The sequence below is a fragment of the Anaerotalea alkaliphila genome (assembly GCF_010179735.1).
GTDB lineage: Bacteria > Bacillota > Clostridia > Lachnospirales > Vallitaleaceae > Anaerotalea > Anaerotalea alkaliphila.
On the sequence record NZ_JAAEEH010000057.1, the window covers coordinates 1 to 12,865 of the forward strand.

Here is a 12,865-nt window from a genome sequence, read left to right on the forward strand (position 1 = left end):
TATTCCGGATCACCGGCTAACATCCGCGAGTTGGTACAATCGTGAAGAACCACATTTGGAGCAACTGGAGTTCGTCTCTAGTTGCTCTTTTTTGATTGCTCCAAATGTGATACTTCACTTATGAATTGTACACCAAATCATGGAAAAAGGCACAGCCACCGCCGAAGCGTGAAGCTGTACCTTTCTTCATGATTTATGTTCAAAGGAGGTTTGGGGGCTTTTTCTTGCGCACTTGGGGACTGTCCCCAAGTGCGCATTATGCGTTTACGACATTGACCGGTGTCCCCTGCAAGTATTTCTCCAAATTGGCTACCGCGATATCCATAAGCCGTTTTCTGGACTCCTTGGGAGCCCATGCGATATGCGGGGTGATGATGGTGTTGGGAGCTTTAACGAGCGGATTCTCCATGCCGGGAGGCTCCTGCGAGAGCACATCGACTGCCGCGCCCCCCACCTTTCCCGATTTCAATGCCTCCGCAAGGTCCTCTTCGACAATCAGAGGCCCTCTGGATGTGTTGATGATGAGCACGCCATCCTTCATCTTCCCGATATTGGACTTGTTGATGATCCCTTTTGTGCCTTCAAACAAGGGACAATGCAGGCTGATCACATCCGCTTCCGCAAAGAGCCGGTCCAATTCCACATACTGGAGCTGGTCGCTGACGATGGAGGAATCCTGGTATTCGTCATAGGCCACCACCTTCATGCCGAACGCGTTCGCGATCTTCGCCGCGTTTTTCCCGATGCGTCCCATTCCGATGATCCCCATCGTCTTGCCCGCCAGTTCGATCAAGGGATAATGCCAGTAGCAGAAGTCGGCGGACCGGCTCCATTCCCCCTGCTTCACCGTGTTGCCGTGTTCCCCCACATGGTGGCAGATTTCCAGCAGCAATGCGAACACGTACTGGGCGACCGCGGTCGTCCCATAGGTAGGGATGTTGGTCACGGCAATGCCGAATTCTTTCGCGGCATCGACATCGACCACGTTATACCCGGTTGCCAGCACGCCGATGAATTTGAGGTTTCCCAACTGCTGCAACGTTTCCCTTTTCATCGGCGTCTTGTTCACAAAAACATATTCCGCATCGCCCACACGGGCAACGATATCCTTCTCATCGGTCCGGTCGTACAGTGCAACTTCCCCAAGCGCTTCCAACCCTTCCCAGGACAGATCTCCCGGGTTCAATGTATAGCCGTCCAATACAACAATCTTCATGATAACCTCCTGCTAAGCTGTCTGCTGTCTACACTCTCGCCCACGCCTGGTTGAGCATTCTCTTTGCGTTCGCGATCACCAGTTCCGGATCCTCATCACCCCAAGGCTTGACCTCGAAACTGACGATCGGGGGATTGTTGGGATTCAGGAATCCCATGTCTTTCAATACACGCAGGTACTCCACCATTTCCTCAAGATCGTTGGCGCTGTTGGGGAACCCGAACCTGGGGTGCGCATCCCCGTATGCCTCTTTCCCTTCCTCCACCACCGCGTTCCCAAGATGGGCATGCACGAGATACTCCTTCAATGGCAGTATTGCTGTCTTGCTGTCTTCCCTTACAAGGGGGAGATGGCTCAAATCAACCATCATGCCGAAATTGTCCCTTTGCCCGCAGATGTCCTGGGCAAAACGCACCGCCAGGTCCACCGGTCCGATCAGGCTTTTCTTGTCCACATCGAAATCGAACACTTCCAAAATGATTTTCAGGTCGCCCTTTTCCTTGGCATAATCGCACAATTCCAGCGTGGATTTGACCAGTGCCTCATAATAAGCTTCCTTGTTGTTTTCCTCGTAGTTCCCGCTAAGATACGCAAAGCCCCTGGCGCCAAGCGCATAGGCCTCGTCGATGCCGCCTTTGAGGACCCGGACCGCTTCCGCCCGCCCCTCCTCGTCGATGTCGTTGATGTTCAGCCCTCGTGTGAGCAGCATCGGCTGGGCCGAAAACCCCACCGCCATGCTGGCCGTGTCCACCATCTTCGCCACTTTTTTCCTGACATCGTCGTCTGCGATATGGGTGATCTCGATGGCCGTGAAATATTCATCCATGCAGATCCTCCTGATCGTCTCCAGGATGGGGCCTTCCCCCCTCAATGTTTCGGGATATGCCATCGGATGGATCAATCCCACCTTCATATACTTGTGTACCGATTCTACCATACCTTACCTCCTGATCTTATGCGTATCTGGCCATCTGAAGCACCTTTTGCCTGATGGCTTCGGCGCTCAAACCGTATTTTTCCAACAGGGTCTCATAGTCCCCCGATTCGGTGAAAGTGTCTTGGACGCCTATGATTTCAACCGGCACCCTTGCGGTCGAACCGACGACCTCCGCCACCGCGCTGCCCAGGCCCCCGTAGATGCTGTGCTCCTCCACGGTGACGATGCCCTTTGTTTCCCGTGCGCACCGGACGACCAGTTCCTTGTCCAGCGGCTTGATCGTATGCATGTTTACCACCCGCACGCTGATCCCCACGTCTTCAAGCTGTTCCGCCGCTTCCAGCGCCTTATGGACCATGTAGCCGGTTGCGATGACCGTCACATCCGTGCCCTCTTTTACCACCGCGCCTTTGCCCAATGTGAAGTCATAACCCTCGTCAAAGATCGTCGGCATCGCCGCCCGGCTGAGCCTCAAATATACCGGCCCGTCATATTCCGCAATCGCATCCACAGCCTTCTTCGTCTCGACCGGGTCACAGACGGATACCACGGTCATCCTTGGCACCGCCCTCATGAAGGCGATGTCTGTCAGGGTGTGGTGGGTCGCGCCATCATAGGAATCCGAAAGCCCCGCATAGGTGCCGGCGAATTTGACGTTCAGATTCCCATAGCATGCCAGCGAGCGGATCGGATCTGCCGCCCGCAACAGCATGAATGCGGCGAATGTGTTGACAAAGGGGATTTTCCCTGTTGTCGACATGCCGGCCGCCATACCGGCCATATTGGCTTCGGCAACGCCGACATTGTAGAACCTTTCCGGATACTCTTTCCCGAACAGGATGCTCTTGCTGGAATTGGACACATCCGCATCAAGAACGACGACATCGGGATTCCTTCCTCCCAACTCTTTCAGCGCCATGCCATAGGCATCGCGGATAGCAACCTTAACATTCATAGTCGAAACCTCCCAACTCTTCCATGGCCAGGGAAAACTCCTGCTTGTCGATGGGTTTGCCGTGCCAGATGTTCTTTCCTTCCATGAAGGAAACCCCTTTGCCTTTTACCGTCTTCGCATTGATGAGCACCGGCTTTCCGACAACCCAGTCCGCTTCACTCAAGGCCCTGTCCAAATCATCCAGGTCATGTCCGTCGGCTTCGATGACATGCCATCCGAAGGCTTCCCATTTTGCGCTGATATCCCCCATCGGCAAGATTTCTTCCACCGTCCCGTCAAGCTGTACCCCATTGTTGTCAAGAATCGCCACGAGGTTGTCCAACTTGAATTTGGACGCCGCCATCGCCGCTTCCCAGACGATTCCCTCCTGGATTTCCCCATCCCCCAGGACCACATAGGTCTTGTAGGATTTCTTGTCCTGTTTCGCGCTGCAGGCGACCCCGACGCCAAACGAGATCCCAAGGCCCAGAGGCCCTGTCGATGCCTCGATCCCCGGTGTCTTGACCGCACAGGGATGCCCCTGCAGGCGGCTGTTCGCCTGCCGCAAAGTCTTCAGCTCTTCCTTATCGAAGAATCCAAGGTCGGCCAGGATCATGTACAACGCCGGTGCGGCATGCCCTTTTCCCAAGATGAACCTGTCCCGGTCTTCCCATTGGGGGTTTGCGGGATCGATCCGCAGCCGGTCGTAGTAGAGCTTCACAAGGATTTCCATAACAGAAAGCGATCCGCCGGGGTGTCCGGTCTGGATGCCGTGCAGCAGTTGGATCAGCTCCCTTCTGAATTCAAGGCACTTCGCCTCCATATAACTGGTTTTGATGTCGTCCATTTTGATGTCATTCAGTACCGCTTGCATCATTTTTTTCACCCTCCATCAGGTCAGCTAGGTGTTCTATCAGCATCTGCGGGCTTGCCAAGACCGGTCTGTCACCCATTCCCTCCAAAATCTCCTTCATATGGGCCATGGAGGCTTGTGCCAGAACAACGACATCCGGATCATCCAGTTTTTCAAAGGCTTCCAAAACCAGACGGTCGTGTCCGTCCTTGTCATTCTCCCGCAATCGGTCAAGGGCGTTCTCCACATGAACGGTGCCGACCTCCACCTTTTTCCCCAGATGGCGGGCAATTCTCCCCAACTGTTCCATCGTCGGTCCGAGCGTGGATTGCGCCGTTGCCATGACCGTAATCCGGCCTCCCAGTTCAACCGCCTTCACCAGCATGGGCTCGTCGATCTTCATGACGGGCTTTCCAATCCGTTCCCTTAGCGCATCGATCTGCATGGACAATGTGGAGCATGTGGCGATGATCCTGTCCGCCCCCGTCCCTTCCGCCAGCTTCAGCAATGCCGCCAGCCGCTGGACATCCTCCTCCGCATACCCTCCATGCCGGGTTACGCTCTTGACAATGTACTCGTCCAAAACATTGTGCACCTCGATGTCCGGGATCCTGTCCTTCAACATCTTTTCGAAATTTTCCATGACGCTTCTGACCGTATGCAAAAGAACTATTTCCACCTTGTTCTCCTTAGGAATGGATCAGGGGTTTCAGGAATTCGCTGCTCTTCCTGGCTGCCGTATGCTGGTCGGGCAGCTGGAACATCTCCAAGGCAACGGGGCCTTCATAATTGATTTCACGCAAAGTGTCGACAATCTTCTTGAAATCGAGTCCGCAGGTTCCGGGGATCCGCCGGTTGTTGTCCGCAAAATGCATGTGTGCCAAATGACCCTTGGACTCCCTGATGCTTTCGCAAATGCATTTGTCCTCGATGTTGGAATGATAGATGTCGATCATCAGCTTGAATGCCGGTTCGTCAACCTTTTCGATCAGTTCGATGGCCTCACTGGTCGAATTGATGAAATTGGTCTGCAGCATGGTCACCGGTTCGATGACGATCGTGACGCCCTTGCTTTCCGCATACCGCGCCAGCTCCCGGATGACTTCGACCGCCAGCGCGTAGGTCTCTTCATCCGGCCTTGCCTCCACATATTGACCTCTGAATCTACCGATGTTGATGTTGGCGCTGAAGAACGCCGCAAAGTCGATCAATTCCTTTGCCCTCTTGAACGCCAGCTCCCGCACTTCCGTGTTGGGGTGGGTCAAGGTCAAGCCATCCTGGCCGAAGACTTCACCTGTGCAGATCATGACGATCTCCAGGTTGAACTGCCGGGAAAGCGATCTTATCCGGTCCCAATCCAGTTCCTTCGGATTCCTGGACATCAACTCCACGCCTTCATATCCCAAGTCGCACAATGTGGAGAACGTCTTCTCCAGCTCTTCCTGGTAGGACGTGACCGCCGCGCTCTTGCGGACATCCGGTGTCGCAATCTGATAACAAAGTTTCATGGCTCCCTCCTTCGGTTCAACAGACGCCGGCCAGCATCTCTTCTGGTCCCGTCACCCTTTGCTCCCTGTAGCCCTCCGCCACCGCACCGGCCATCTTGATTGCATTCTCCATCGCATCTGTCGTGACAAGGTTCTTTCCCGCAATGTCAAAAGCCGATCCATGTGCCGCTGTGGCGATGGCCACAGGAAGGTTCGCATGGAAGGTGACCCCATATTGAAATCCCTTCACTTTCAGTGCGATCTGCCCCTGGTCATGGTACATGGTCACCGCCGCATCGAATATCCCCTCGAAGGCTTTGACGAATAGGATGTCCGAAGGGTACGGTCCATAGACATCCAGCCCTTCCAGTTTCGCCTGCCGGATTGCAGGGATGATCACGTCGATCTCTTCCGTACCGCACGTTCCATGTTCGCCTCCATGGGGATTCAATGCCGCCACGCCGATTCTCGGCTTCTCGACTTTTGCGAGTTTCATGGTCTTGTGGATCAGCCGCATGGCGTCCTGAATGCTGTCGACGGTCAAGTTGGCGCTTACATCCTTCACCGGGATATGGCTTGTGACCCTGGATGTCCAAAGGTTGCCCAGAACATTGACCTCACAGGATATCCCGTCGATCTTCAGATGATGTGCGAACAGCTTGTTCTCGCTTTCAAAGTCATGTCCGCCCATCTTGAGCGAGGTCTTGTTGAGTGGAGCGAACGCAAACCCGTCCAACTCCCCGACCAAGCACAGGTCCATGGCTGTGATCAGCATGTCGCCTGCTGCTTTGCCTGCGATTCTGCTCACTTTCCCGATTTCGATGTCTTTCGGGTCCACATTCTTCTGGTCTAGGACCGGATAGTTCCCCCGTTCCCATCGGGCCTCTTCCACCGCATCGATGGGTTGGACCCGGAAGCTGCTTCCTGTAATTTTCATGGCCTGTTCAAGGATTCTCGCATCCCCGATGATGACCGGACGGCAATAGGGATACAGTCGATTGTTCTCCGCCAGTTTTGCGATTATCTCAGGACCCACGCCACAAGCATCCCCCAGCAAGATCCCCAATATTGGTTTATTATTCATTTTTCCACCTCTAAATTCATCTGTATTAGTTGAACGATGTTTCTGCCTGCTTTTTCCAGCAATTCCCCGCTGCGCCCCATGGACTCTTCCAACCGCATGGGAGCGTCGGCAATCCCGAACAATGCGTCGAACCCATGACCGTACAGAACATCCGCGTCCGCACCCAAGCCGCCTGCGATGCCGATGACAGGAAGTCCGTATTTCTTGGCGCTTCGGGCTACGCCATGGGGTGTCTTTCCAAAAACGGTCTGGCCGTCCATTCTGCCTTCCCCTGTGATTACAAGCTGCGCGTCCTCGAGATGCCTTTCAAGGCCAATCACATCCTTGACGATCTCCACACCCCGTTCCAGTTCCGCACCCAGCACCGCATGGAACGCGACTCCTAGGCCGCCTGCGGCTCCACCGCCTTTGATTTCGAACAGGTTGCTTCCGATTGTCTCCCCAAGTACCGCAGCGTATTGTTTGAGCGCCTCTTCAAGTTGCAGGACCAAAGAATCGTCGGCTCCCTTTTGCGGTCCGAATATTTTTGATGCTCCCTGCGGACCGCAAATCGTATTCTCCACATCGCAGGCCACCCTGAACGATGCTTCAAACAGACGCGGATCCAATCCGGACAGGTCGATCGATCGAAGATTTTTCAATTCCCTTGCCCTTGGTTCCAATGCGTTTCCCTTTTGATCACAAAAACGGGCGCCAAGAGCCTTCAACATCCCAACTCCACCATCATTTGTCGAGCTGCCGCCCAACCCGATGATGAATCTCTTGCATCCTCTTTCCATCGCATCCAGAATCATTTCGCCGATACCATAGGTGCTTGTTCTATCAGGGTCCCTTTCTTCAAGGGACAATAGCGGCAATCCGATTACGGAGGCAACTTCGATTACGGCAGTCTCCCCGTCCGACAGCAGCCCATACACGGCTGTTGCCTTTCTTCCCAGCGGATCCAGCGCTTCAACCTCCACGAAGCATCCCTTTGTTGCATCCACCATGGCGGATACTGTACCCTCTCCGCCATCCGCCATGGGCACGTTGACGGTTTCGATTGAGGGGCTTGATTTTTTGATTCCCCGGGCGATCGCTTCACCGACCTCTTTGGCCGACAAGGAACCTTTAAAGGAATCCGATGCAATAACAATTTTCACTCCATTTCCTCCTTGCCTGTTGAAAAGCAAGACATTCAGCTTTGTTACTAAGCTTATACCAATTATATTTCCTTTTGACGCCCCATTCTATGTGTCCCGTCTACAAATAGGTTCCCCATATCTGCGGCATTTTTATATACGCCAAACAATACCGCACCGCATTGGCCATCGCCAGTCCTTATGGCATAAGAAAGCCGGGCCCATGGGGATGGGTCCGGCCTGCTTCCTTGTAGCATCTCAATTCCTGCGGCTCTTGTTCAAAGCGATTTGGGCAACCAGCCGTATGGCGTTCTCGACGGCGTCAACGGATGCGACGCCTTTTCCCGCCTTGTCGTAGGCCGCGCCATGCAGCGATGTTGCGACCGGAAACGGCATTCCGGTATGGAGTGTCACTCCGTATAGGATTCCCTTCAGTTTGATCGGTATCTGGCCTTGGTCATGGTACATCGTGACGATGGCGTCAAAGTCCCCTTCAAAGGCCTTGATGAAAAGTATGTCGGCGGAATACGGGCCGGAGACTTCAATGTTCCTGGCCTTTGCCAGGTCGATCGCCGGCGCAATCACCGTCTTCTCCTCCGAGCCGAACACCCCCATTTCCCCCGCATGCGGATTGAGCGCCGCAACGCCGATCTTTGGAGCCACACCCTCCGCCTCGAATACGGTATCATGCAGCAATTCGATCGTGTCGAACACGGATTCCGGTGTGATGAAATCGCATATGTGCTTCACGGGAATATGGCTTGTCACCCGCGAGGCCCATAACCCGTCCAGCATGTTCAGCTCTTTTGTCAGCTTTTCCATCTGCAGGACTTCCGAAAACAGCTTCGCCTCGCTTTCATAGCTGTATCCAGCCATGTTGATCGTATTCGTATTGATCGGCGCATAGACGAACCCGTCCAGTTTTCCCTCCCGGCAAAGCTTCATCGCCACTTCGATCATGCGCACCATCGACCTGCCGGAAACGGCATGGGGCTCCCCTGCAACGATCTCCCCTGGGTCCACATCCCCTTGGTCCAGGATCGGATACTCCCCCTCTTCCCATTCCCAGTCGGCCTCATCGACATCCGCTATCTTTCGGATCGCGAACCTGCCGTCCACCAATCTTTTCGCTTCTTCAAAAACACGGCAATCCCCTATGATCACCGGTCGGCAGTGGCCGTATATCCTGTCCCTGTCGCACAGCTTCGCGATTATTTCAGGTCCGATTCCACATGCATCGCCCAACAGGATCCCCAATTTCGGTTGTGCATCCATGTCATTCCACCTCTCCATCTCTGCTCATCTTCTGGTCAAGCATTTTGATGGCAAGATAAATCTTCATGCAATCAAAAGGCTTGTTGATGTTGACTTTGAATTGTTCCTTAAACTTGTTGAGCCGATACCCCACCGTGTTCCTATGCACATATAGAGCCTGGGCCGTCTCGCCGATGTTCATGTTGCATTCGAAATACGTCTTGATGATTTCTATGAGTTCGCTCGTGTTCTTGTCCTCATGGTAGGACTTGAAAATGTCGCCATACTTCTCCAGGTATTCGCCCATGGCCCCATCCGACAGGGACCCAAGCAACAATTCCAATTCATATCGATGGGCAAAATGGACACCCATTGGCAGCGCCAATGTTCGGCTGAGGTCCGATACCCGTTTTGCCGCATGGTATCGTTTTCCATAATCGCTGATATGGTCGCAGCGTCCGCCCACAACCATGCGCACGTCAACCTGCAGCCTTTCCCTGATCGCATGGATCATCCTTTCAAGATAGGATTCCATGTTGGCCCGCCATTTGATGATGATGACAAAAAACTCCTCATACAACAGGAGGCTGACGTCATCGACGTCGATATGATGCCTGATCGTATTGAGCACCCTCTTTTTCATCACCTCATGGGACACTCCGTCCTGATGCTCTTCCCAATGGACGATCTGTCCCAGAATCAAGACCCTGGAGGATTCGTGGTCGAACTCCAGGAGCTTCGCCCGGTTCAGCAGGACGTCATAGTCGGTCCGGTATCCGGCATTGAACAGCTCCACAAAAAAGGACCTCAAAGCCTCCTGCTGCAGCACCTTGAACTGCTGGTTCCGGTTTTCCAGGACGATGTGCTCCACTAGTTCCTTCAGGATGAAGGCGATGTCCGTCACCTTTTCCGCCATTCCAGAAACGCCTAGGACGCCGATCAAGGCATCGTTGTTATATAAAGGGATATTGATTCCCTCTTTGCAACCCGGATAGCTTTCGATGTTTTCTTGGTCAATGACCAGCTGCTGCTCGTTCTTTATGCAATGCAAGGCCCCTCGATGGATTTCACTGATTCTTTGGCCATCGGTGGATGCGACGACCATACCCTCCAGATCCATGATGTTGATGTCAAAATTGACGATGTGGGACAACCGTCCTATGATGCTTTGGCATTCTTCCTTCTTCAGCACAAGAGCCTCCCCATTTCCTGACATGCCAAAATCCCTGCAGGTTTCTACAGAGATTCTGGGTGCTTCTACATGTTTTCCAGTATTTCATCCTCTACTTTTTGCATATACTCCCGTGCCTCTTCTCCACCCTTGAAGGACGGAAGCAGAAGGAACTTGTCGATGTAGTCGACTCTCCACTCCTCTGTCTCTGTAACGGTTTCAAGGGTTTCGACCCAATAATCGACCGCTTCCTGGGGCATGTCCGCCGGGCCTACGATTCCACGGTAGATTTCAAATCGGATGTCCTCGTACCCAAGCTCCAAGAACGTCGGCGCATCCGCGAACACTCCACCGAAACGCTCACTGCCGAAGGTGGCGATCGCTTTCATGTCCTTCGACTCGATGTACTGCGTACTTGCCGCAGGTTTGCCGATGGCGATGTCGACATGGCCTCCCAGCAGACTCGTAAGCACATCGCCTGTACTGTCAAACCGCATGTATTCCACCGCATCCCCGCCGATGTTTTCTTTGAAAAGCTTGTAGACATGCTCATCATCGCTCTTCGATCCGCCGATGATGAAGCTTTCCCCGCCTTCCAGCGCCGCGATGATTTCTTCAATCGATTGATGCTTGGAATCGTCCTTCACCAGGAGAATCTGTCCGTCCAATGCCATGATTGCAAGCGGTGTGAAATCCTTCAGTTTAAGCTGGGTATTCTCAAGCATGCCTTGAAGGTCGCCGGTGTTGAAGGTCAGCAGTGTATGCGCTTCGTTTTTCAGCATGCTCACCTTTCTCCTGCCGACTTCTCCGCCACCATCCGTCTGGTTGTAGACCACGACATTCTGCGGAACCAGATCCTTTTTCGAAAGGATGTCTGAAATCGAACGGCTGAAGATGTCGCTTCCTCCGCCTGCACTTGATGTCACGATCCATTCGATGATCTTCTCTGGCGCAAAAGCCTCCGGCTCCGCCGCCCCCGCCTTTGCCGCTCCTGGTTTTTCCTGTTCATTTGTCGTGCTGCATCCGGCCAACCCCAACATCATCACCATTGCCAACATAATTGCCATAACTCTTTTCATTGAATATCCCCTTTCTTTTTGTTTGATATCATGCCCTATAGGATACAAATCGACCAAAGGATGTTTCTCCACCTGCCTTTCCTACATTTTGGTCAATATTGTTCTTGCCATTATTTTTCCGAACATCCATTTGAACACAGGAGCCAGGATCGTCGTCAGGAGGATGGTCATAAGCACTGCCGCTATGGGCTTCTGGAAAAAGATCAGCGGACTTCCCCCTGACATGAGGAATGCCCTGCGGATGTCGACCTCCAATGTCGGCGCCAACACATAGGCCAGCAACAACGGTGCGATCGGATAGCCGTTTGTCTTCAACAGATATCCTACGACCCCTGCGATCAGCATCAGGGTGACCCCATACAAGGAGTTGCTTGAACTGAAGGATCCGATGATGCAGACGACCGTTATGATGGGAATCATGGTCGTTTTCTTGACTTTAAGGATTTTGATCAGCCAGGGGATGATCAGCAGCGCGACGCCCAATGTCACCACATTGGCGACATACAGGGAGGCGATGAGGCCCCAAACGAAATCCGGCTCATTCTGGAAGAGAAGCGGACCAGGGGTCAATCCCCACATCATCAGTCCTCCTAGAAGCACCGCCCCGGTTCCGCTGCCCGGAATTCCCAAGGAAAGCAAGGGGGCGAAGGCGCCTGCTGCCGCACCATTGTTGGCAGCCTCTGCCGCCGCCACACCTTCCACGACCCCCTGGCCCATCAGCTCCTTGTTCTTTCCAATCTTCTTCTCCGTGATGTATCCAAGGAACGAACCCGTTGTTGCACCGGCTCCTGGCAGAATCCCGATGATCGTGCCGATGAAGCTCGACCGTATTGTAGGTCCCAATATTCTCCGGAATTCGTGCCTTGTCAACAGGCTTTCCTTGAACGTGAGTTTTTGGTCGATGTTTTCCGTCTTCTTCCGGTCGACCATCATCTCAAGCACTTGTGAAAATCCGAACATTCCGATGACCAAAGGAATGAACGGGACACCTCCCAAGAGGTAGATGTTACCGAAATCGAACCGCGGGCTTCCGGTGACGATGTCGAATCCCATCGTCGCAAGCAGCATGCCTATGATGGTGGCCATGATCCCTTTCGTCGGGTTCTTTCCCAGCAGCCATCCCAGGGAAGTCATGGCAACGAGGAGCAGGGCCGCCATCTCCACAGGACCGAACTTCAGGCCGACCCTTGCCAGCATCGGTCCTGTGAAGGTGAGGATGATGATGCCGATCGTCCCTCCGATGAAGGAGGAGATGTTCGCGGCAAAGAGTGCTTTCCCCGGCTCCCCCTTCTTCGCAAGAGGATGCCCGTCGAGCGCCGTCATGACGGCGGGGGAATCCCCGGGGATGTTGATCAGAATGGCGCTGTAGGAACCCCCATACATGTTTGCATAATAGATTGCGGACAGCATGACAATGCCTGTGACCGGGTTGAACGAAAAAGTGAGGGGCAGCAGGAGCGCCACTCCTGCCAACGATCCGATTCCCGGCATCGCACCCACCAAAAGTCCCAGGAACGCGCCAAATGCCGCCGCCAAAATGTTTTCAGGCATCAAAGCGATAGAAAAACCATGCATCAACATAGATACTATTTCCATTTATCCTTCTCCTCGTATAATAAAATTAAATCATAGGTTTATCAGTTGCTTTTTTCTTAAACCACTTGGATATTGAACCCTATTCCTAGATAATAGAAGTATGGAATAAGGATCTATCTGGATTAAGGCTATT

At 53.4% G+C, this 12,865-nt stretch carries 12 protein-coding genes; all 12 read right to left on the reverse strand.

Going from position 1 to position 12,865, the window contains the following annotated elements; genetic code table 11:
* Window positions 1–256: 256 nt before the first annotated feature.
* The gene (locus GXN74_RS13460) at window positions 257–1,216 is read right to left on the reverse strand and encodes a D-2-hydroxyacid dehydrogenase (RefSeq protein ID WP_162371461.1); all 960 of its coding nucleotides are present in this window, start codon (window positions 1,214–1,216) and stop codon (window positions 257–259) included.
* A 28-nt stretch (window positions 1,217–1,244) separates the two neighbouring features.
* Window positions 1,245–2,153: a sugar phosphate isomerase/epimerase family protein gene (locus tag GXN74_RS13465; RefSeq protein ID WP_162371462.1), complete on the reverse strand. Its 909-nt coding sequence runs from the start codon at window positions 2,151–2,153 to the stop codon at window positions 1,245–1,247.
* A 16-nt stretch (window positions 2,154–2,169) separates the two neighbouring features.
* Window positions 2,170–3,108, reverse strand: coding sequence for a transketolase family protein (locus GXN74_RS13470; RefSeq protein ID WP_162371463.1), 939 nt, complete (start codon window positions 3,106–3,108; stop codon window positions 2,170–2,172).
* Window positions 3,098–3,934, reverse strand: a complete 837-nt coding sequence (locus tag GXN74_RS13475; RefSeq protein ID WP_162371472.1) for a transketolase — start codon at window positions 3,932–3,934, stop codon at window positions 3,098–3,100. The genes GXN74_RS13470 and GXN74_RS13475 overlap by 11 nt, the downstream gene beginning before the upstream one ends.
* 7 nt (window positions 3,935–3,941) lie before the next feature.
* Entirely contained in the window at window positions 3,942–4,619 is a 678-nt protein-coding gene (locus GXN74_RS13480) for an aspartate/glutamate racemase family protein (protein ID WP_162371464.1), read from the reverse strand.
* A gap of 10 nt (window positions 4,620–4,629) precedes the next feature.
* Window positions 4,630–5,448, reverse strand: a complete 819-nt coding sequence (locus GXN74_RS13485; protein WP_162371465.1) for a sugar phosphate isomerase/epimerase family protein — start codon at window positions 5,446–5,448, stop codon at window positions 4,630–4,632.
* Between the two features lie 16 nt (window positions 5,449–5,464).
* Window positions 5,465–6,511: a PdxA family dehydrogenase gene (locus GXN74_RS13490; RefSeq protein WP_162371466.1), complete on the reverse strand. Its 1,047-nt coding sequence runs from the start codon at window positions 6,509–6,511 to the stop codon at window positions 5,465–5,467.
* Window positions 6,508–7,653, reverse strand: a complete 1,146-nt coding sequence (locus GXN74_RS13495; protein WP_162371467.1) for a glycerate kinase — start codon at window positions 7,651–7,653, stop codon at window positions 6,508–6,510. The genes GXN74_RS13490 and GXN74_RS13495 overlap by 4 nt, the downstream gene beginning before the upstream one ends.
* Window positions 7,654–7,890: 237 nt before the next feature.
* Window positions 7,891–8,907: a PdxA family dehydrogenase gene (locus tag GXN74_RS13500; protein WP_162371468.1), complete on the reverse strand. Its 1,017-nt coding sequence runs from the start codon at window positions 8,905–8,907 to the stop codon at window positions 7,891–7,893.
* Window position 8,908: 1 nt separating this feature from the next.
* Window positions 8,909–10,078: a sugar diacid recognition domain-containing protein gene (locus tag GXN74_RS13505; protein WP_162371469.1), complete on the reverse strand. Its 1,170-nt coding sequence runs from the start codon at window positions 10,076–10,078 to the stop codon at window positions 8,909–8,911.
* Window positions 10,079–10,143: 65 nt separating this feature from the next.
* Entirely contained in the window at window positions 10,144–11,115 is a 972-nt protein-coding gene (locus GXN74_RS13510; RefSeq protein WP_212505822.1) for a tripartite tricarboxylate transporter substrate binding protein, read from the reverse strand.
* A gap of 102 nt (window positions 11,116–11,217) precedes the next feature.
* Window positions 11,218–12,732 (reverse strand): tripartite tricarboxylate transporter permease, encoded by a 1,515-nt coding sequence (locus GXN74_RS13515; protein WP_162371471.1) that lies wholly within the window; start codon window positions 12,730–12,732, stop codon window positions 11,218–11,220.
* Window positions 12,733–12,865: the final 133 nt, after the last annotated feature.